Origin of the sequence: Tenacibaculum lutimaris, from assembly GCF_003610735.1 — a bacterium.
Lineage (GTDB): Bacteria > Bacteroidota > Bacteroidia > Flavobacteriales > Flavobacteriaceae > Polaribacter > Polaribacter lutimaris.
Genome location: NZ_RAQM01000006.1, coordinates 696,726 through 717,307 on the forward strand (window position 1 = coordinate 696,726; position 20,582 = coordinate 717,307).

General features: G+C 31.5%; 20 protein-coding genes. 10 read left to right on the top strand and 10 right to left on the bottom strand.

The features are described 5' to 3' along the window. Positions 1–2 precede the first annotated feature (2 nt). The 5 genes from gcvH (at position 3) to C8N26_RS03360 (ending at position 2,992) form a co-directional block, all read left to right on the top strand. The gene (gene gcvH, locus C8N26_RS03340) at positions 3–383 is read left to right on the top strand and encodes a glycine cleavage system protein GcvH (protein WP_028891755.1); all 381 of its coding nucleotides are present in this window, start codon (positions 3–5) and stop codon (positions 381–383) included. After that, the gene (locus tag C8N26_RS13650) at positions 349–726 is read left to right on the top strand and encodes a VanZ family protein (protein ID WP_262607191.1); all 378 of its coding nucleotides are present in this window, start codon (positions 349–351) and stop codon (positions 724–726) included. The genes gcvH and C8N26_RS13650 overlap by 35 nt, the downstream gene beginning before the upstream one ends. Before the next feature lie 63 nt (positions 727–789). Beyond that, positions 790–1,512, top strand: coding sequence for an energy transducer TonB (locus C8N26_RS03350; protein WP_028891757.1), 723 nt, complete (start codon positions 790–792; stop codon positions 1,510–1,512). Positions 1,513–1,618: 106 nt separating this feature from the next. After that, positions 1,619–2,362 (top strand): energy transducer TonB, encoded by a 744-nt coding sequence (locus tag C8N26_RS03355; RefSeq protein ID WP_120185996.1) that lies wholly within the window; start codon positions 1,619–1,621, stop codon positions 2,360–2,362. Between the two features lie 48 nt (positions 2,363–2,410). Then, positions 2,411–2,992, top strand: coding sequence for an acyltransferase (locus C8N26_RS03360; RefSeq protein WP_120185997.1), 582 nt, complete (start codon positions 2,411–2,413; stop codon positions 2,990–2,992). 135 nt (positions 2,993–3,127) lie between these two features. Here C8N26_RS03360 and C8N26_RS03365 read toward each other — a convergent pair whose 3' ends face one another. The 5 genes from C8N26_RS03365 to C8N26_RS03385 are packed head-to-tail and all read right to left on the bottom strand — an operon-like array spanning position 3,128 to position 9,676. Beyond that, entirely contained in the window at positions 3,128–4,477 is a 1,350-nt protein-coding gene (locus C8N26_RS03365) for a DUF2029 domain-containing protein (protein ID WP_120185998.1), read from the bottom strand. Further along, entirely contained in the window at positions 4,478–5,968 is a 1,491-nt protein-coding gene (locus C8N26_RS03370; RefSeq protein ID WP_120185999.1) for a cellulose synthase family protein, read from the bottom strand. Then, entirely contained in the window at positions 5,968–6,660 is a 693-nt protein-coding gene (locus C8N26_RS03375) for a glycosyltransferase family 2 protein (RefSeq protein ID WP_120186000.1), read from the bottom strand. Before C8N26_RS03375 ends, C8N26_RS03370 begins: the two co-directional genes overlap by 1 nt. Positions 6,661–6,710: 50 nt before the next feature. Next, complete coding sequence (locus tag C8N26_RS03380; RefSeq protein ID WP_120186001.1) at positions 6,711–8,291, bottom strand: 4Fe-4S binding protein; 1,581 nt, start codon at positions 8,289–8,291, stop codon at positions 6,711–6,713. A 44-nt stretch (positions 8,292–8,335) separates the two neighbouring features. Next, entirely contained in the window at positions 8,336–9,676 is a 1,341-nt protein-coding gene (locus tag C8N26_RS03385; RefSeq protein ID WP_120186002.1) for an NAD(P)/FAD-dependent oxidoreductase, read from the bottom strand. Between the two features lie 252 nt (positions 9,677–9,928). On the opposite strand from C8N26_RS03385, the gene C8N26_RS03390 reads away from it, so the two are divergent. After that, positions 9,929–10,390: a VapA/VapB family virulence-associated protein gene (locus C8N26_RS03390; protein WP_051435865.1), complete on the top strand. Its 462-nt coding sequence runs from the start codon at positions 9,929–9,931 to the stop codon at positions 10,388–10,390. A gap of 101 nt (positions 10,391–10,491) precedes the next feature. On the opposite strand, the gene C8N26_RS03395 is transcribed toward C8N26_RS03390, so the two are convergent. The 4 genes from C8N26_RS03395 to C8N26_RS13700 form a co-directional block, all read right to left on the bottom strand. Then, positions 10,492–12,585, bottom strand: coding sequence for a S46 family peptidase (locus C8N26_RS03395; protein WP_120186003.1), 2,094 nt, complete (start codon positions 12,583–12,585; stop codon positions 10,492–10,494). Positions 12,586–12,727: 142 nt separating this feature from the next. After that, positions 12,728–13,612 carry a sterol desaturase family protein gene (locus tag C8N26_RS03400; protein WP_120186004.1) on the bottom strand — a complete coding sequence of 295 codons (885 nt, stop codon included), beginning with the start codon at positions 13,610–13,612 and terminating at the stop codon, positions 12,728–12,730. Between the two features lie 141 nt (positions 13,613–13,753). Continuing rightward, the gene (locus tag C8N26_RS03405; RefSeq protein WP_028891767.1) at positions 13,754–14,500 is read right to left on the bottom strand and encodes a uroporphyrinogen-III synthase; all 747 of its coding nucleotides are present in this window, start codon (positions 14,498–14,500) and stop codon (positions 13,754–13,756) included. 14 nt (positions 14,501–14,514) lie between these two features. Then, complete coding sequence (locus tag C8N26_RS13700) at positions 14,515–15,153, bottom strand: DUF4271 domain-containing protein (protein WP_120186005.1); 639 nt, start codon at positions 15,151–15,153, stop codon at positions 14,515–14,517. 76 nt (positions 15,154–15,229) lie between these two features. On the opposite strand from C8N26_RS13700, the gene C8N26_RS03415 reads away from it, so the two are divergent. The 3 genes from C8N26_RS03415 to C8N26_RS03425 are packed head-to-tail and all read left to right on the top strand — an operon-like array spanning position 15,230 to position 17,759. Next, complete coding sequence (locus C8N26_RS03415) at positions 15,230–15,952, top strand: polyprenol monophosphomannose synthase (RefSeq protein WP_120186006.1); 723 nt, start codon at positions 15,230–15,232, stop codon at positions 15,950–15,952. A 4-nt stretch (positions 15,953–15,956) separates the two neighbouring features. Continuing rightward, positions 15,957–17,294 (top strand): dihydroorotase, encoded by a 1,338-nt coding sequence (locus C8N26_RS03420; protein ID WP_120186007.1) that lies wholly within the window; start codon positions 15,957–15,959, stop codon positions 17,292–17,294. Continuing rightward, complete coding sequence (locus tag C8N26_RS03425; RefSeq protein WP_120186008.1) at positions 17,295–17,759, top strand: DUF4296 domain-containing protein; 465 nt, start codon at positions 17,295–17,297, stop codon at positions 17,757–17,759. A gap of 7 nt (positions 17,760–17,766) precedes the next feature. Here the strand turns inward: C8N26_RS03425 and C8N26_RS03430 are convergent, their stop codons facing one another. Continuing rightward, the gene (locus C8N26_RS03430) at positions 17,767–18,765 is read right to left on the bottom strand and encodes an NAD-dependent epimerase/dehydratase family protein (RefSeq protein ID WP_120186009.1); all 999 of its coding nucleotides are present in this window, start codon (positions 18,763–18,765) and stop codon (positions 17,767–17,769) included. Positions 18,766–18,827: 62 nt separating this feature from the next. Here C8N26_RS03430 and tyrS point away from each other — a divergent pair, with 62 nt between their 5' ends. After that, on the top strand, positions 18,828–20,132 hold the full coding sequence (gene tyrS, locus C8N26_RS03435; protein WP_120186010.1) for a tyrosine--tRNA ligase: 1,305 nt from the start codon (positions 18,828–18,830) through the stop codon (positions 20,130–20,132). Positions 20,133–20,582 lie beyond the last annotated feature (450 nt).

The window sequence follows — 20,582 nt, forward strand, 5'->3', positions numbered from 1 at the left end:
CAATGAACATTCCATCAGAATTAAAGTATACCAAAGACCACGAGTGGGTTAAGGTAGAAGGAGATGTAGCAACTATTGGTATTACTGATTTTGCACAAGGTGAGTTAGGAGATATCGTATATGTAGATGTTGATACCTTAGATGAAACATTAGATGCTGAAGAGGTTTTCGGATCAGTAGAGGCAGTAAAAACAGTTTCAGATCTTTTCATGCCTTTATCAGGTGAAGTAGTAGAGTTTAATGAAGCTTTAGAAGATGAGCCAGAATTAGTAAACTCTGATCCATACGGAGAAGGATGGATGATAAAAGTAAAATTATCTGACGATTCACAAGTAGCAGATTTATTAAGTGCTGAGCAATATCAAGAGCTTATTAAAGGATAAACTAATAACAATAGCAATACTTATTACACTAGGTATTGCTATTGTTAGTTTAATAAAGCTAGGAAAGTCACCTATACAAATAAACCATTTAGATAAAATTAAGCATGCTTTCGCTTATTTTGTTCTAAGCCTTGTGTGGTTTATCGCCTTAAGAACAACAAAAATTAATAAGTATTTAATAGCTTTTGGTTGTTTTCTTTACGGCATAATTATTGAGGTTCTACAAGTTATAATCACATCACATCGATCAGGAGAGATTTTAGATGTAATCGCAAATACGACGGGTATTTTAATAGCTATTATTATTTATAATTCTTTTTTTAAGAAAAATGAAGCTATTTAAAGATTATGCTTGTATAAGTTGAAATAAATTAATTAAATTAGCGAACTATTAAAAACATTTAGGATGGAAATCAAGAAAAATCCAAAATCAAACTTAGAAAACTACAGTAAACTATTTGTACAAATAGGTTTGGTTTTTGCTTTATTTGTAACGTATGTTGCTATTGAACATAAAACATATGATAAAGAATATGCTGACTTAGGTATGGCTAATATGGCTTCTGAAATTGAAGAAGAAACTATAGAGCTTCAAATTGAGCCACCAAAACCAAAGCCAAATACACCACCACCACCAGCTCCTGAAAAAATTGAAGTAGTAGAAGATGAAAAAGAAGTAGAAGAAACGGTTATTGAATCTACAGAAACAGATGAATCTGAAGAAATCGTTGTTGAAGATATCGAAGAGGTAGAAGAGGTAGAAGAGGTAGTAGAAGATGTACCTTTTGCTATTATTGAAGAAGTTCCTGTATTTCCTGGATGTACTGGTACAAAACAACAAAAGAAAGACTGTTTAAATAAGCAATTACAAAAACACGTTCAACGTAACTTTAACGCTGAATTAGCTAACGAATTAGGTTTAGCACCAGGTAAAAAGAGAATCTATGTTCAATTTAAGATTGACAAAGATGGTTCTATTACTAGCGTAACAGCAAGAGCTCCACACCCAAGGTTAAAGCAAGAGGCTGAAAGAGTAGCTAGAAAAATTCCTAAAATGCAACCAGGTAGACAAAGAGGTAGACCAGTAAGAGTTGGTTATACATTACCTATTACATTTAACGTAGAGTAGTAAATTACTTACAGATCATAATAAAAAAAGCAATCCTAAAAGGATTGCTTTTTTTATTGGCATATTTCTTGTTTTCAACTAAGTAGTAATTTAAAATAAATGAACTATGAAAACAACAAAAAAGAATGCTAGAAAGCAGTTAGAAAAATTCTCAACTATTTTTACTCAGTTAGGGTTGGTACTCACTTTATTTATAGTTTTTCTAGCCTTAGAGTATGAAACAGAAAAAGATGTTGCGGTTTTAAAACCATCAAATAGTGAGTTGTATGAACCTATTTATACCTTTAAACAACCTGTTGTCTTAAAAAGGGTAGAGGAGGTAACAGAAAAACCGAAGAAAAAAACAGTAGTTAAAGAAATTCTTAAGCAAAAAATAGTAGACAACAATACTGAAATTACTACAATAATTGAAATGCCTGTTGATGAACCTATAATAGATGTAACAGCAATATCACAAGCAAAAGAAGAAGAAATAATTGATAAAGCAGACGACCCGATATCAATTAAAAATGTACAAAATACTCCGGTATTTAAAGGTTGTGAAGGCTTGTCTGAAGTTGAAAACAGAAAATGTTTTGAACGAAAAATTCAACAACATGTTCAACGAAATTTTAATTCAGTTATCGCACAAAAAGTAGGGCTAAGTTCCGGAAAATATAAAATCTTAACGCAGTTTGTTATTGATAAATCAGGTAACGTTACGAATATTCAAATTAGAGCACCACATATGAAATTAGAAAAAGAAACGGATAGAGTGGTGAATAAAATCCCACAGTTTCAACCAGGAAAACAGAATAACAAAGAAGTAAAAGTAAAATATACCTTACCAATTCTTTTTAAAGTAGAATAATAATTAAAAGCTCAACTATTTAGGTTGAGTTTTTTTATTTTTGTTTGTATGGATATAGATAAAACGTTTTTTGCACACGAAACAGCTGTTATAGATGATGGTTGTATAATTGGAGAAGGGACAAAAATTTGGCATTTCAGTCATATTATGCCTAATTGTACAATAGGGAATAACTGTAACTTAGGTCAAAATGTGGTGGTATCTCCTCAAGTTGTATTGGGTAGTAATGTAAAAGTTCAAAACAATGTTTCTATTTATACAGGAGTTATTTGCGAAGATGATGTTTTTTTAGGACCGTCTATGGTGTTTACGAACGTTATTAACCCGCGTAGTGCTATTAAAAGACAAGATCAATACTTACAAACCGTTGTAAAAAAAGGAGCGAGTATCGGCGCTAATGCAACAATTGTTTGCGGCAACAATATAGGTGAGTATGCTTTTATTGGTGCAGGAGCTGTAGTAACTAAAGAAGTTGCTCCTTATGCATTAGTAGTAGGGAATCCTTCTAAGCAAATTGGATGGATAAGTGAATATGGTCATCGCTTAGATTTTGATGAAAAGGGATATGCTGTTTGTTTTGAAAGCGGAGGAAAATACCAACTGAAAGATAATAAAGTTACAAAGTGTTAACCAAAGGTTTATAAAGGGTAAAAAAAAGATTAAAATTTTTTTTAAAAAGTATTTGTAAAAAAGAAAAACTTATTTATCTTTGAATTGTGGTTTAAAAACCACTTTCTTTTTCTTTTTCATAGCAATTTTTCCCACTCAATTATGAGTGGGTTTTTTTATGCTTAACTCCCAAATTATAAAAGAGTATAAAATCGCATATTCTAAGGCAATTAACCAAAGGTTTTCTTTCCAAGGAATGTTAGCGTAAGCTTGATAACTTAATATTATAACAAAGCTCCACACTAAGGGATAACAATATTTAGTAAATACCGATAAAATTAAAAGAGTACCAATATACCAAGGATGCATAGTCGTACTTATAAAATAATAAAAGGACAAACCTAACAACATTGCCGTTATTAATTGTATCGCAGATATATTTCTTCGGAAAAAAGTAAGAATCAAAAGAAAGCTAATGGTAAGAATAGGTATCATTTTACCTATAATAGCAATCTCGTTGTACCCTCTAAATAAATATCCTACTTCTCTAGCAATATAGTAGAAGCTAGCATTAAACTCGAAATTTCGAAACCAAAGCCCTACAGAATTCGAGTAATTCGTCATAAATTCAATAGAAAAAAAAGGAAGGAAGGTTATGGCAATTGTTAATAGTACAACTGTATAAAATCCAATTAACTTTTTAATTCCTGTAATATATGAAATGTCATTTTTTATAAACCATTGATAAAATAAGGGTAGAAAAAGTAACGGAATTAGTTTTACGGAAACTGCACAGGCTAATAAAACACCCGCCCAAATCCATTTTTGCTGTTGTAATTTGTATAAACTCCAAACTAGAAAAAATAGCATTACAGGTTCAAAATGTAAGTTTCCTGTAAATTCAATAATTACAAACGGGTTTAAAATGTATAAAAAGATATTATGAACGGGTAACTGTAATTTTTTTAAGAGCTTTTTTCCGAAGTATAAAATTCCAATATCAGCCAAAATAATGAGGATGCGCATAATTATTACACTTCCTAAAATACTGTGTTTTGAAAACAAAGCTGCTAATAAAAAACACAATTGATTAATAGGAGGGTAGTTGGTGTAATGACTTCCATTTAATTGTCCCATTCCTTTATACAATTCTGTCGCTTGTAAAATAGGAGCGTTGTTTTGCTCAATAAAAGTTTGAGGTAATGATAAATAAGGGTTGAATCCTTCTAAAATCATGCGTCCATCCCAAATAAACCGATAAAAATCTTGCGATAAATTAGGTATGGCAAATAAGAATATTAACCTAAAAAGAATTGCAATAGCAACCCAATTTTTAAAAGAAGTCTGTTTGTTTTGTAGCAAAAAATAAAAAGAACCAAATAAGCCAATCCACAAAACAAGTAGTTTGTAAAACTCGGTGCGCTCTAAAGAATAGGCAAAAATGGTGTAAAAACATATACTAACAAATGTTAGTATAATAAAGTTGTATTTTTTAAGTAAAGACATTTATGCCTTAGAAAATAGCGATTTATAAAATACATAACCAAAACCAACAAACAACATTAAGTGAAAAGGAAACATTCCAAAATCACCGCCTTTATCTCCAACAATAAAAGCACTATACATTCCAAATGCAAAATACAGCGTTAATGCTCCTTCAATAATTACATGTAACGAAGGTTTTTTACGAATGTATTTGTTGTTTTTCCAGTTGTCTTTTAATGACTTAATATTGAATTTTGGTGTTCTTACAAACTCACTCTTCTTCCCTAAATGACCTTCTAAAACAGCAATTGTATTATGTAAAGAGAACCCCATAGCAATAGAGAAAAAGGCAAAAAAGGCTCCAATGTATTTTATAAAGTTCAAAGCCCCTCCTCCATAAGTTCTCTTGTACATAAACCAATAACAAATAAAGAAAATTAGCGTACTTATAATGAAGAAACTCATTACTAAAAAGTAAATTTTTAAATGTGCATACTCATTTTTAATATACAACATAGGTATACTTAAAATAGCAACTAAAAAAATACAAGTAAACATTGAACTATTGAGAAGATGCAGTGTTCCGTGAATTTTAGTTTTTAAAGGAATGTTCTTACTAGTAAGAATCCTTTTTAGCATTTTTTGAAAATTTTCGGCGCCACCTTTATTCCATCTAAACTGTTGCGAACGAGCAGCACTGATTACAACGGGTAATTCAGCAGGGGTAACAACATTTTCTAAGTATTTAAATTTCCAGTTTTTTAATTGTGCACGATAACTTAGGTCTAAATCTTCAGTTAAGGTGTCTCCTTCCCAATTTCCTGCATCATAAATACATTCTTTGCGCCAAATACCAGCAGTACCATTAAAGTTAATGAAATGCCCTTGACTATTTCGTCCTACCTGTTCTAAAGTAAAATGAGCATCTAAAGCAAAAGCTTGAATTTTTGTTAAGGTTGAATAGTTTCTGTTAATATGCCCCCAACGAGTTTGGACTACCCCTATTTTAGGGTCTTTGAAATAAGGAACCGTTTCTAACAACCAGTTTTCTTTAGGTAAAAAATCTGCGTCAAAAATAGCAATGAACTCTCCTTTGGCTGTTTTTAGTCCTTCTTTTAAAGCTCCAGCTTTAAACCCTTGACGATTTTCTCGTCTAATATGTTGAATGTCTAATCCTGTTTTTTGAAGTTCTGCTATTTGTTTAGCAGTACTTTCAACCGATTCGTCTGTAGAATCATCAAGTACTTGAATTTCTAATTTCTCACGAGGATATTTAAGTTTTGCAATATTATTTAATAAACGTTCCATGACATACAACTCATTAAAAACAGGCAACTGTATGGTTACATAAGGAATTTCGTTCGGATTTGAAAAATCAAATTTAGGTGAGTTGTCTTGTTTTTTTCGTGCTTTTAAATAATTTATTAGCAGGTTAAATTGTGCTAAAGCATAAAGCAAAATAAGAACTAATGATATGGTGTATAGCGTAATTATTATATATTCTAAGATCATTATTTAAAGCTATATTTAAAAATCCAACCTAAAATTTTAATGCCGGCTAATATACTACCTTTTACTGTTCCTGAAACTTTTGAAACACCTATTCTATTTCTGTATTTCATTGGTATTTCGGTATAACTTAACTTTTGTTTTAAGGCTTTTAATTGCATTTCAACCGTCCACCCATAAGTTTTGTCTTCCATTTGTAAAGCTAAAAGCTTGTCGTATTTTATGGCTCTAAATGGACCTAAATCAGTAAACTTTGCATTAAAAAATAATTTCATTAAGATTGTAGCTAACCAGTTACCGAAAATTTGTTGCGGAGTCATAGAACCTTGTTTGCGTAAGTGTTTTACACGAGCTCCTACCACAAAATCTATATTGTCTTTAAGTATAGGTTCAACAAGCTCGTTTAGTTGCTCTGGATAATCAGAATAATCTCCATCTAAAAAAACAATGATATCAGGTTTTTCATTTTTGAGTGAAATATATTCCATTCCCTTTAAACAAGCATACCCGTATCCTTTTCTATTTTCAGAAAGTACCGTAGCTCCTGCATTTTTAGCATTAACTTCGGTATTGTCAGTTGAATTATTACTAATTACAATTACTTCATTTACTATAGAAGGAATATCGTTTATAACAAGAGCAATAGAATCTTGTTCGTTATAGGCGGGTATGATTACTTTGATTAAAGGTTTCATTTGCTGTTTTAAAGCGTGCAAGGTATAGTCTTTTTAGAGTTGAATAAAATTTATTTTTTATTTACTAGTTTCATCAAATCTACATCATTACCAAGTAAAATTTCTGTAGGATTGATACGTCCTTTTTCTGGACCATTTTCTAATTTTAATACACCTCTAGGACATACAGCCGAACAAATTCCGCAACCAACACAACTAGCACGTACTATATTTTCTCCTTTTTGAGCATAAGCACGTACGTCAATACCTTGTTCACAATACGTAGAGCAATTTCCACAAGAAATACATTGCCCACCATTGGTAGTAATTCTAAATCGAGATTTAAAACGTTGTACAATTCCTAAATAAGCAGCTAGTGGGCACCCAAAACGACACCAAACGCGGTTACCGAAAATTGGATAAAATCCAGTACCAATAACACCTGCAAAGATGGAGCCTATTAAGAAACCATAAATATCTTGAATGGTTTGTGTTTTAATTCCTAATACTTCTTGACTTCCAGAAAAGTAAGAGTATAATGTAAAACCAGTCATTATTAGAGCAAATACAAGAACTCCATGTACTATCCAACGTTCAAACTTCCATGCTTTTAATGATTTATCTGATAGTTGTCGGTAAGGGTCACCTAAAGTTTCTGCTAGTCCACCGCAACCGCAAACCCATGAGCAGTACCAACGTTTTCCGAAGAAATATACCATCACAGGAACGATTACTAAGGTTAATACAATTCCCCAAACTAAGATAAATAATCCGAAGCCACCACTAGCGATTAGCTGGTCTAAGTTCCAACTAAAAAAGAAATCATAATCTAACGGAAAAGCATTTTTAAAATCGTACCAAGGTTTTTCAAAACGAACTAAGATTTCTGGAATTAAAAAAGCAAAAACAATTTGAAAAAATAAAACAGATGTTGTTCTTAAGGTTTGGTATTTATTATGACGATATTTTATGTACATTCTTATAGCCATTACAACCATTACTACACAATACAAAAAGCCATATAAGAACCATTGAGAAGCTAGATTTCCGCTTAAATATTGGCTAATTGGATCAACAATATATGTCCAATTTACGATGAAGTCAGGATAGAAGTAAAGTAGCACGTAAAACCCTACTAAAAATAGAAAAACCAACCAACCAATCCAACCTCTATTAGTAGCAGGATTCAGCCAAATCCCGTTGTTTTTTATACCAGGAGAGCCAAGAGTTATTACTGTTGGAATGATATATAATAAGGAGCCAATAATTCCTAAACCGAAGGTTAGTAACCAAAAAAGACCTTTATTTTCTTTTATAACTCCTGTTCCTGCTTCTTTTGCTATTTCATAAGAAAAACTATGTGGTTTACTCCAAATAACTTTATCCCATTCACTATTTTTTTTGTGAGTAGTATTAGCTATTTCCAAGGCAGAAGTAATTTTAGAAGAAAATAAAAAAGGATTTGAAAATTCTTTTCCAACAACATTATTCTTTATATCATTAATAAAAAGCTCACTTTTGATGCCTTTATTAGAGATTACTTTTTCAAAAAGTTTTGAACTAAGTTCATATTTCCCTAAGAAAATGAGAGAAACGAAAATACTTAATCCAAGTAAAAAGATGCTTAAACCTATGGTTTGTATTTTTTTCATTATGATTCGTTTGATTTACCTGATGCACCTAAGAAGGTTTATGTTTAAATGCTAAAAATGCGTTTCCAGCTTTTCTTTTTTAATTGAATATTGGTATTGTTTTCTTTGTTGAATTTTGCCACAATTTCTGGTTCATGTAGCTTGTAAAATTCTGGGTCAAAGTTAGCGTCTGCAAGATGTTCTAATATATAAGTTACAGAACGTTTTTCTGTTAATACTTTGTCAAAAAAGGCATGACGCATACGTATTCCTAAAGTGTTTATTCCGATAAATTCTTGGGTGTTTTTATCGTAATTTAATCGAATACATTTTTTGCCGCCTTCATGTTCCCAGTAAAAATGAGCCTCATTTTCTTTAGGTTGTGGCCATACCCAGCCGTAAGTTTGGTATTCGATATCAATAAATTTAGCAGAGTTAAACCAGTGTCCAGGGTTGTATTGAGTTTTGTTGCCACAAATAGTTTGGGCAACGGTTTCTCCCATCATTCTACCCGTATACCAAACGGCTTCAATAGGACGTCGCAATCCGATAGCTTCGTGTTGTTCAGCACAATCTCCAATAGCATAAATATCTTTGATGTTGGTTTCTAGAAAACGATTTACTTTAACTCCTTTGCCAAGTTCAATTTCTGAATCTTTTAAAAAATCGATATTTGGAGAAACCCCAGCGGTTAACCCAACAACATCACAAGCTATTTCTTCGCCAGTTTCTTCAATAATTACAGATTTTACATGCCCGTTTTTATCAGCTTTAATTTCTTTAAGATTCACTCCTAAGCGTAAATCTATATGGTTTTCTAAAATCTCGCGATTTATCATAGTTGATTCTTCTGGGGGTAAAATTTTATTCCAGAAACTATTTTCACGAACCAAAAAAGTAACAGGGATATTTCTACTATGAAGCATTTCGGCAAGTTCGATACCGATTAAACCACCACCAACAATAACAGCTCTTTTACAAACTTTGTTATTAGGAGCATATTTTTCAAGTGATTCTAGGTCTTGTTTGTGATACATGCCCATGACTCCTTCTAAATTTTGTCCTGGCCATCCAAATTTATTAGGTTTAGAACCAGTAGCTATAACTAACGTATCGTAAGATAGTTTTTCACCATTACTAAATTCAATTTCTTTGTTTGATGAATGTACTTTGGTAACATAACCTTTTTTGAGCTCTATTCTATTTTTCTTCCAAAACCATGATTCGTAAGGTTGTGTATGTTCAAATTTCATGTGTCCCATATACACATACATTAATGCTGTTCTTGAAAAAAACTCTTCAGTTTCAGAAGAAATAATGGTAATTCTTTTATCTGATAATTTTCTGATGTGTCTTGCAGCTGTAACCCCAGAAATTCCATTACCAATAATAACAACGTGCTCCATAAATGTTGATTTGCAGTTTAGGTCGTTGTTAAAGTTAAGAACTTAATCTAGCATCTTAATTTAGAACGAATATAAACAGCGAGGAAAATTGAAAGGAATTGTTTTTTTGTTTTCTATACCTGAATATCAATCACTTATGGGTATTTGTGAAGAAATTGATTATTTAATTATGAATTTTGATACAGAGGTTAACCTAAAAATAAGCTCTGTTATTAACAGGGTTAAGAATAATTTAAATTAAAAGTTATTATTATGAAAACAGCAACAAAACAAAACCAATTAGTTGAAGATTTTGAAAACAATTTTAAAAATCTTTTAAGTTCAGAATCTATTTCAAAAGCAGTAGAAGATCTTGAAAATGTAGATAGTGAATCTCTAAAAACTGCTTCAGCATACGGGGCACATGGAGCTTTAGCAAGTTTAGTTTTTTATGTAAAAGCACAGTGTAGTATAAATAATGGAAAAACGTTTAATGGTAATGCTTGGGGGATAAGTTTTCCTGGTGGAGGAGCATTGTTTGGAGATGTATATTTAAGTAATGCAGGTTCATTAGACCAGTTGTATAAAGAGACTACTAGTTTTACATTTACAGCAACTCCAGTATATACTGCGTTTTATTTTTTTGATAAAAACTCAAAATTACTTGGACACTTTCAAGCAGGGTCTGTATCTACTGCTACTGGTACCGGAGGAGGTTCTGGTAGTTGGTCTTAGTATATGATTAAAGTCTTTTAAAATTTTTAATCAAGTTTTAAAATAAAAAGAGGTTGTCTTATAGATAAGACAACCTCTTTCATTATAAAGTATTCTTTCTTTTATTTTTTCTTTGGATGTACTAATTTCATTTCATCAATTAAATGCTTTGCTCCAGCATATTTATCAATGATAAATAAAATATAACGAGCATCAACCATAATGTTTCTACAAATTTCAGGATCGTAATTCATATCACTCATGGTTCCTTCCCATACACGGTCGAAGTTTAACCCGATTAAATTTCCGTGAGCGTCGATAGCAGGACTACCAGAGTTACCTCCTGTTGTATGATTAGTACCTAAGAAACATACTGGTACTTTTCCGTTTTTATCAGTGTATTGCCCAAAATCTTTTGCATCATATAAATCACGTAACTTTTGTGGAACGTCAAATTCATAATCTCCAGGAACGTATTTTTCAATAACTCCGTCTAAATAACTTACAGGGTTGTAATATACTGCATCTCTTGGTGAATACCCTCGAACTTGACCATAGGTAACACGTAACGTACTGTTAGCATCTGGGAAATAACGAGCTGTAGGCAATGCCTCCATTAAAGCTTTCATGTATGTTTTTTGTAAAGCAGTAATAGGTTGGTTTTTTTGTTGAAACTCAGGATCTATTTTCGTGAAAAACTCTTCAATCATAGGTTTCGCATATTTGTAAGCAGCATCTTTGTTTAAGTTTTTTACTACTTTTTCAGCGTTTCCTTCAAATAACTTTAAGGCTTTGTCTAAGTTTGTAAAGCTAGTTTTATTGTAGATAGAAGCATCTACATTTTTAGGGTTGTATAAAGGCATTACATTGTTAAATACTCCTTTATCTACGTTCGCATCAAAGTTTTTATGTATTCCTTTAAGTCTGTTGATGTATGAATTTCTAGCCTCATCAAATTTTTCAGGTTTATTTAAAGCTACTTGTTCTAATTGGTAAGCTCTAAATGTCATTTGCATTAATTCGTTTGTTACCAAGAAAACTTCAATAAAGTTTCTTCTTCTAATATTGATATCGGCAAAATCAGCATATAATTTTTCAAATTCTGGAAGAATATTTCCGTAGCTAGCTTCTAATCCTTTTTCTTTTAATGCTTTTTTAAAAGTAGCTTCGAAAGCTTGACGCTCAGCAATAGCATTACTCTTTTTTATACCTAAGTTTTCACCAATCCACTTTTTCCAAGCATTTGCAATACGCGCTTGTTTTGATGCGTATTTGATACGAACAGCATCGCTAGCTTTCATTTGTGCATCAATTTCTTTTAAAGCAGCTTCTCTAATAGCAATATTACTTGGGTTGAATTCTTGTGTAATGTGTTGAATAGCTACCGCAGGTAAGTATTCGTTAGTAGTACCAGGAAAACCAAAAACCATCGTAAAGTCACCTTCTTCAATTCCATCTAAAGAAACAGGTAAAAAGTGTTTTGGCTTGTAAGGAACGTTGTCTTTACTGTATTTAGCAGGACGATTGTTTTTATCAGCATAAATTCTGAATAATGAAAAATCTCCAGTATGACGAGGGAAAACCCAGTTATCAGTATCACTACCAAATTTTCCAATACTACTTGGTGGGGCACCTACTAAACGAACATCTTCAAATTTTTCTGTAACAAATAAGAAGTATTGGTTTCCTTTGTAAAAAGGTTTTACTCTAACACCTTGCCAAGCTTCTTTTTGTACTGTTTTTTGAATTTCGTTGATGTTTTTATCTATTGTTGATTGCTTTTCGCGCTCATTCATTGAGTTAGTAAGACCATTTAAAGCTTGTGTAGTTACATCGTCAATACGAACAATAAACTCAACATATAACCCTTTGTTAGGTAATTCTTCTTTCTTACTCATAGCCCAAAAACCATCTTTTAGGTAATCGTTTTCTAAAGAAGAGTGTGATTGAATTTGCCCAAAACCACAGTGGTGATTGGTTAATATTAATCCTTCAGGAGAAATAACTTCACTAGTACAACCTCCGTTAAAGTGCCCAATAGCATCTTTTAAACTTGAGTTGTTTACATCGTAAATGTCTTTTGCAGTTAATTTACTTCCTAAAGAAGTCATTTCTTGTTCGTTCATTCCTTCTAAAAGGGAAGGAATCCACATACCACCTTGTTGTGCAGTAACTTGAACGACAATAAATAAGAATAGAATTTTTATGTACTTCATCTGTTTATTTTTAAAAGCGATAAAGATACAAATTGAGAACAAACTACTTAAAGAAAGCTAATGAAGTAATAAGTTAAAATACGTTAAAAATTACTCTTTTTTGGTGATGGGAGTATTGTGAGTTTTTTAAATTATGGAAATTCTATTTTTTTCCTAACGGATACATTTCTTGGTGAATAAAATCTTTAGGGAATTTTTCATCTCCATCAAATCCAAGTTCTATGTCACGTCCGTTATAGGGAATATAGTCAGTTTTAAAAATGTAATCCCAAATGCTAAGTGTAATTCCAAAATTCACTCCCATTCTTCTGTCTTCAGGAAGTTCTTTTGCATGATGCCAAATATGCATTCTTGGATTGTTTAAAATGTATTTTAACCAGCCATAATCCCAATTAATATTAGCATGATTTAAATGACCGATAGTAATATTAAAAAAGTGAACAATAGCTACATCTTGTGCTGTAAACCCACCCATAATTGCTAGCGGAATGTACTTCATTGAGTTGTAAACAACAGGCTCCATCCAGTGGTAACGAAGATGTGCAGCAAACCCCATTTGTTTTACTGAGTGATGTACTTTGTGGAAGTTCCATAAAAATTCATATCGATGCAGTAACGTATGAGTAAACCACTGAACAAAATCAATAATGATAAAAAACACCAAAAGTCTAGCCCAATAGGGAAATGTATTGATGTCGAACAATTGAAAATTAGCAACCGATAGTCCAACTAAACTTAAAATATCATTAAAAAACTGCTCAACTGTATTTGACAAAGCAATAAGTACGATGAGGTTTAATAAAAAGAAATTGAAGAACATGTAAAAGGTGTCTAGCCAAAAATCTTTTCGAAATAAAGGTTGGTTTTTACGCCATGGAAACACAATTTCTAACCCCCAAACTACTAGAGAAATAATAATTAATCCGTAAAAATAATTTTCCCAGTTTAGCTCCATTAATACTGATTGTTTGATGTAGTTCCAGTAACCAGTGTATGAGTTTTTTATGATGTCTAGGTATTTATCCATATGTTTTTAGGGTGAAAATATTTCGTAAAATTAATGAATAAAATACGTTTGAAATGTTACTTGGGTTACAATGATTTGTTAAAAACAAAAGAGACTGCCTTTGTAGACAGTCTCTTTGTTGTATGTGAAAAATTAATTTACTTACTTTTTGTTCACCTCTTTAATGTACTTTTCTAAAGCCATGGTCATTGAAGGAGTTTCAGGTGTTGGTGCAGCAATATCTACACGTAAACCTCTATCTTCAACAGCTTGAATAGTTGAATTACCAAATACAGCGATTCTAGTATTGTTTTGTTTGAAATCAGGGAAGTTTTCAAATAAACTATCAATTCCTGATGGACTAAAGAATACTAAAATATCATAAAAAACATCTTCTAAGTCAGATAAATCACTTACTACTGTACGGTATAAATCAGCACGTTTCCAGTCGACTCCTAACTTATTTAATTCTTCTGGAATTAAATCTTTCAATTTATCAGAAGAAGGCAATAAGAACTTTTCGTCTTTATGCTTTTTAATTAATTTAGTTAATTCAGGAAATGTTCTGTTTCCAACATAAATTTTACGTTTTCTGTAAACTACATACTTTTGTAAGTAGTAAGCCACTGCTTCTGACTGACAAAAGTACTTCATGTCATCTGGCACTGTAAAACGCATTTCTTCTGCAATTCTAAAAAAGTGATCAACAGCATTTCTACTAGTTAAAATAATTGCAGTGTAGTTTTTTAAGTCTACCTTTTGAGCTCTTACCTCTTTTACAGGGATTCCTTCGACATGTATAAATGAGCGAAAGTCAACTTTTACTTTTTGTTTTTCGGCTAAGTCGAAATACGGTGAAGTTTCTGTCTTTGGTTTTGGTTGAGAGACTAAAATAGTTTTCACTTTCATAAACATTCTCTTTATTACGTAGTTGTTGTTTTATAAAGAATTAATAGCGGTGCTATTTCAAGGGTGCAAAAGTACAAAATAAAATAGAACAACTTACTAAGAACAAGTTTTTTATTATTGTTTAATATTAAAAAAGCCCTAACAATGAATAGAATAGCGAAAGATGAAATTAAAAAAAGTTTGTTTGAAAAAGTGTATTGGTATAATATGATAAAAGGGAGTAACCATATACAAAGTACATACAAATAGCCTGATTTTGTGTATAAAAAATAGTTAATAATAGAAGTTAGCCCTAATATATTAGCAATTGCACGATCTAAAAACAACCTTAGAGAAAGGTATGTTGTAACAAAGAAAAAGAGCCCTAGAAAAGCTAAAAAACCTTGAGGGTAAAACTCTGCAAGTAAGGCTTGGAATAAAAACAAAGAAATTACAATCGTAGAAAAGAAAAATAAAAATAACCTAAAAGGCGTAAAAAAAGAATCTCCTTCTTCAATTCTTTTATGAAAAAAACCAGGAGAAATAAAAGCAACAACGTAGCCATACAATTGGGTAGGCTTAAGCAGTTTCATCAAGGCTAGCAGTATAATTGCGGTAACAATAACCAAGGTTACCCAACTACTATCATTAATAATTCGCTCTATTGCTTGCAATTGTTTTATACTTTTTAATTAACACAAAATTAGTAATAAATTAGTGTATCTTTGCCTTGATTTATATGAAAATTACATGAAGTCAGACGCCTTAGTCATAATCCCTACTTATAACGAAAAAGAAAACATCGAAGCTATTATTCGAGCAACTTTTAGTCAAGAAAAGGCATTTCATGTATTAGTAGTCGATGACAATTCACCCGACGGAACTGCTAAAATCGTAGAAAATCTACAAAATGAATTCCCTAATCAGCTTTTTATTGAAAAAAGAGAAGGAAAAAGCGGTTTAGGTACTGCATACATTCACGGATTTAAATGGGGTATTGCCAAGAAGTATGATTACATTATTGAAATGGATGCTGATTTTTCACATAACCCTAACGATTTAATTCGACTGTATAATGAATGCGCTATTGAAGGAGCAGATGTAGCAATAGGATCAAGGTATTCTGTGGGGGTAAATGTAGTTAACTGGCCAATGAGTAGGGTGTTGTTGTCGTATTTTGCATCAAAATATGTAAGATTTATTACACGAATGCCAATTCATGATACTACAGCTGGTTTTGTATGCTATAAAAGAAAAGTATTAGAAACGATTAGGTTAGATAAAGTGAAGTTTGTAGGTTACGCATTTCAAATAGAAATGAAATACAAAGCTTGGAAACATCAATTTAATATAAAAGAAGTTTCGGTTATTTTCACAGATAGAGTATTAGGGAAATCGAAACTTAGCAAAGGAATTATCAAAGAAGCTGTCTTTGGCGTGATAAAAATGAGAATTAACGGATTACCAAAATAACAACATGCAATCATATTTAATTAAAAACGCACAAATCGTAAACGAAAACAAGGTTTTTAAAGGCGATGTTTTAATAGAAGGAGAATTTATTAAGGAGATAGGAAAAAACATTTTACCAACTGATAATGTGTTAATGGTTGATGCTGAAGGTAAATACTTAATTCCTGGTATGATTGATGACCAAGTACATTTTCGTGAACCGGGTTTAACACATAAGGCTAACATTGCTACAGAAAGTAAGGCAGCAATTGCTGGAGGAATTACGTCGTTTATAGAAATGCCGAATACAGTACCTCAAGCAACAACTCAAGAATTGTTGGCAGATAAGTTTGATATTGCAAGTAAAACATCATACGCAAACTATTCGTTTATGTTTGGTGGAACTAATGATAACTTAGAAGAGTTATTAAAAACAAACCCTAAAGATGTTGCGGGTATCAAGTTGTTTTTAGGTTCTTCAACAGGAAACATGTTGGTAGATAATGAAGAGGTACTCGAAAAAATATTTTCTTCAACTAAAATGTTAATCTCTGTACATTGTGAAGACGAAGCAACTATTAGAAAAAACACAGAAGAGTATAAAGCAAAATATGGAGATGATATTCCTGTAAAATATCACCCGTTAATTCGTAGTGAAGAAGCTTGTTATTTATCTTCTTCAAGAGCAATTGAATTAGCAAAGAAAACAGGTGCGCGTTTACATATTTTCCACTTATCTACAGAAAAAGAAACACATTTATTTAGAAATGATATTCCGTTAGAAGAAAAGCAAATTACTGCTGAGGTTTGTGTACATCACTTATGGTTTACAGATACTGATTATGATAAAAAAGGAACGCTCATTAAATGGAATCCTGCGGTAAAAACGCAAAAAGATAAAGATGGATTATGGAAAGCCTTGTTAGATGATAGGATTGATATCATTGCAACTGACCATGCACCACATACTTTAGAAGAAAAGGATAATGTATATACAAAAGCACCTAGTGGAGGGCCGTTAGTGCAACATGCTGTTACAGCTGTTTTAGAAAAGGTAAATGAAGGAGTGTTGCCAATTGAAAAAGCGGTAGAGAAGATGAGTCATAACCCAGCAAAAATCTTCAAAATTGAAAAAAGAGGTTTCATAAAAGAAGGTTTTTATGCTGATTTAGTTTTAGTTGACGCTGATAAAAAATGGACAGTAGATAAAGAAAATTTACTGTATAAATGTGGATGGTCACCGTTTGAAGGAGTTGAGTTTTCAAATCAAATAACACATACATTTGTAAACGGAAACTTAATGTATAACGAGGGGGTTTTTAACGAAGAAATTAAAGGAAAACGATTATTATTTAACAGATAAATGAAGCCTTTTTTTTACATATGTATTGGTTTGCTTTTGGTGTCGTGTACCAGTAATACGATTTATAAAAAGCCTGAGAATCTTATACCAAAAGATTCGATGATAGCTTTATTAACTGATATGTATATAGCTTCTTCTGCTAAAAATCAAAAAAATAAGTTTCTAGAACGGGAGAAAAATTACATGATTTTAGTATATGAGAAGTATAAGATTGATACAACTCGTTTTGATATTAGCAATACTTATTACACATCACAAGTTGATGAGTATACAGAAATCTTAAAAAAAGTAAAATCTAATATAGATTCTTTAAATGATTTATATAGAGAAAAACTTAAGTTTAAAGAAGATATAGAAGGAACCAAAGAAATAAATAACGATTCTATTTTAAATAAAAAACATTTGCTTAAAAAGCCAGAAGAATTAATAGAAAGAGATTATAAAGAATTAGAAAAAGTAAATTAAGAACCTATTATTTAAAGTCTTTACAAGTTTCTGAAATTACTTCATTAATTGAGGCAAACTTAAAATCAAGTTGTTCTATAATCTTTTTTGAAGTATAGAATGATGTATTATGAGCAGATTTAGCTGAGTTTTTGGTTAGTAAAGGCTCTTTTCCTGTAAGTTTCGTTAAAAACCAATCAATCCTCCAAAAAATAGCAGTCATTAATTTCCCTACTTTTTTAGAAGGTCTTTTTTTATTGAGATTATCAGCAATACCAAATAGAACATCTTTAAACGATTTATTTTCTGAAACAAGAATAAATCGTTCATTTTCTATGTTAGAATTCATCAAGTTTATCATTGCTTTTACCACATCTTTAACTCCAACAAAACCAGTAACACCTTCTGTGTAAAAGCTAAGGCCATTATTTATTTGAGTAAACATTTTCCCAGAACCTTCATTCCAAAAGCCACTACCTAAAATAACACCAGGATTCACAATTACAACGTCTAAACCTTCTTGACTTCCTCTCCAAACTTCCATTTCAGCGCCATACTTCGTAATTGCATATCCATGATTTTCGTCAGAGTCAACCCACTCGTTTTCTTCATTAATTGGCTTTCCATTAATAGAGTTTCCTACAGCTGCGATAGAGCTTACAAAACAGAACTTTTTTACGTTTGCATCAATAGCAAAATTGATAAGATTTGCAGTTCCTTCAATGTTAACTTGACGCATTTTTCTATAATCTTTTGGATTGAAAGAAACTAAGGCAGCACAATGGTAAACTTCAGTAACATTTTTAAAAACAGACTCTAAAGAAGGAGTGTCGGTAATATCGGCTTGAACCCACTCAATTTTTGAAAAGTACTGCTGTACATCATCCGTGTAAAAAGAAAAGATTTTTTTAACGTGTTCACGCTTTTCTTCTGTTCTAAAAATAGCTCGAATTGTATTGTTTTTTTGGCTTAAATGATATAATAAATGCGAGCCTACTAAACCTGTTCCTCCTGTAACTAAAATCATACAGCGAATTTAGTTTATTTTGGTTGATAAACTTATCTTTGCGTCTTTAAAAATAGAATAAAATGACCAAGAATTTAGTAGAAGAATTACGATGGCGTGGAATGATTCACGACATTATGCCAGGAACCGAAGAACAACTTCAAAAAGAAATGACATCGGTTTATATTGGTTTTGATCCAACTGCAGATTCGTTACACATTGGTAGTTTAGTTCCAATTATTTTACTAGTTCATATTGAAAAAGCAGGGCATCAGCCAGTAGCTTTAGTAGGAGGTGCAACTGGTATGATCGGTGATCCGACAGGAAAATCTGATGAGCGTAATTTATTAAATGAAGAGTCTTTAGCTAAAAACGTTGAAGGTTTAAAAAGAACATTAGGTCGCTTTTTAAATTTTGATAACGGAGCCAAAAACACTCCTTTATTAGTAAACAATTACGATTGGATGAAAGATTTTTCATTTATCGAATTTGTACGTGATGTTGGAAAGAGAATCACTGTAAACTACATGATGGCAAAAGATTCTGTAAAAAAACGTATTACAGGAGAAGCAGGTAACGGAATGAGCTTTACAGAGTTTACGTATCAATTAATTCAAGGGTATGATTTCTATCACTTATATAAAACCTTAAACTGTAAATTACAAATGGGAGGTTCTGACCAATGGGGTAATATTACCACAGGTACAGAATTGGTTCGTAGAATGACTCCAGGTGAAGAAGTAAAAGTGTTTGCTGCTACTTGTCCGCTAATTACAAAAGCAGATGGTTCTAAATTCGGAAAATCTGAAGGAGGAAACGTTTGGTTAGATGCCGATAAAACTTCAGTATACAAATTTTACCAGTTTTGGTTAAATACATCTGATGAAGATGCTGAGAAATATATTAAAATATTTACTTTTTTAGATAAAGATACTATTGAAGCATTAATAGAGGAGCATAAAGAAGCACCACATCAAAGAGCTTTACAAAAGAAGTTAGCTGAAGAGGTAACAACATTTGTGCATTCAAAAGAAGAATTAGATAAGGCTATTGCAGCATCTAATATTTTATTTGGGAACTCAACAGCTGAAGATCTAAAGAATTTAGATGAACAAACTTTCTTAGATGTGTTTGATGGGGTGCCTCAAGCTGAGGTAACTTCTGAAGATATTTCTGAAGGTTTAGATATGATTTCTGCTTTAGCTGCTAAAACAGGTTTTTTAAAGTCTAATGGAGATGCTCGTAGAGCTTTAAAAGAAAACTCAATATCAGTAAATAAAGAAAAAGTAAGTGAAGACTTTGTAATCACTTCAAAAGATTTAATAGCTGATAAGTACGTGTTATTACAAAGAGGTAAAAAGAATTATTTTTTATTAAAAGTAACATAAGCAATAAAACATATAATTTAAAAAGCCCTTGATAGAATTTCTATCAAGGGCTTTTTGCATTTATAAACAAAGGGAAACTTTTATGAAACAGCTTTAAAATCAAATGTTAAAGGGCATCTTTTACAATTAATGCCTTTCTTTTGATACTTATTACAACATTTACTTTTAGGTTTAATGCAGTTACTTGAGCAAACTGAATTACAAACTGTAACTTCCTGTAGTCTTTTTACAGGAGTAATAGAGGTAACTTTCTTGGTTTCAGTATAAAAAACAATCATTATCTTTTCGTAAAATCCGTGCAAATATAAGTTTTTTATTTAGAATAAATTAAAATAAAAGAAAAAACCTTAATTTTTGTTATTGGTTATCAGTAAGGATAGTTGTATCTTTGTGTGAGTAAAAAATGCCCCTTTCTTGTTAAAAAAACTTAGCATATATTTTTTTGTTGCA

Bases quoted from the DNA above. Each gene is read 5' to 3' on its own strand.
- C8N26_RS03425 (WP_120186008.1), top strand. From the start codon at position 17,295: ATGAAGCCTTTTTTTTACATATGTATTGGTTTGCTTTTGGTGTCGTGT.
- C8N26_RS03375 (WP_120186000.1), bottom strand. From the start codon at position 6,660: ATGAAACCTTTAATCAAAGTAATCATACCCGCCTATAACGAACAAGAT.
- C8N26_RS03385 (WP_120186002.1), bottom strand. From the start codon at position 9,676: ATGGAGCACGTTGTTATTATTGGTAATGGAATTTCTGGGGTTACAGCT.
- C8N26_RS03365 (WP_120185998.1), bottom strand. From the start codon at position 4,477: ATGTCTTTACTTAAAAAATACAACTTTATTATACTAACATTTGTTAGT.
- C8N26_RS03405 (WP_028891767.1), bottom strand. From the start codon at position 14,500: ATGAAAGTGAAAACTATTTTAGTCTCTCAACCAAAACCAAAGACAGAA.
- C8N26_RS03430 (WP_120186009.1), bottom strand. From the start codon at position 18,765: ATGATTTTAGTTACAGGAGGAACAGGTTTAGTAGGCTCGCATTTATTA.
- C8N26_RS03355 (WP_120185996.1), top strand. From the start codon at position 1,619: ATGAAAACAACAAAAAAGAATGCTAGAAAGCAGTTAGAAAAATTCTCA.
- C8N26_RS03380 (WP_120186001.1), bottom strand. From the start codon at position 8,291: ATGAAAAAAATACAAACCATAGGTTTAAGCATCTTTTTACTTGGATTA.
- C8N26_RS03390 (WP_051435865.1), top strand. From the start codon at position 9,929: ATGAAAACAGCAACAAAACAAAACCAATTAGTTGAAGATTTTGAAAAC.
- C8N26_RS03370 (WP_120185999.1), bottom strand. From the start codon at position 5,968: ATGATCTTAGAATATATAATAATTACGCTATACACCATATCATTAGTT.
- C8N26_RS03400 (WP_120186004.1), bottom strand. From the start codon at position 13,612: ATGGATAAATACCTAGACATCATAAAAAACTCATACACTGGTTACTGG.
- C8N26_RS03420 (WP_120186007.1), top strand. From the start codon at position 15,957: ATGCAATCATATTTAATTAAAAACGCACAAATCGTAAACGAAAACAAG.
- tyrS (WP_120186010.1), top strand. From the start codon at position 18,828: ATGACCAAGAATTTAGTAGAAGAATTACGATGGCGTGGAATGATTCAC.
- C8N26_RS03350 (WP_028891757.1), top strand. From the start codon at position 790: ATGGAAATCAAGAAAAATCCAAAATCAAACTTAGAAAACTACAGTAAA.
- C8N26_RS03360 (WP_120185997.1), top strand. From the start codon at position 2,411: ATGGATATAGATAAAACGTTTTTTGCACACGAAACAGCTGTTATAGAT.
- C8N26_RS03395 (WP_120186003.1), bottom strand. From the start codon at position 12,585: ATGAAGTACATAAAAATTCTATTCTTATTTATTGTCGTTCAAGTTACT.
- gcvH (WP_028891755.1), top strand. From the start codon at position 3: ATGAACATTCCATCAGAATTAAAGTATACCAAAGACCACGAGTGGGTT.
- C8N26_RS03415 (WP_120186006.1), top strand. From the start codon at position 15,230: ATGAAGTCAGACGCCTTAGTCATAATCCCTACTTATAACGAAAAAGAA.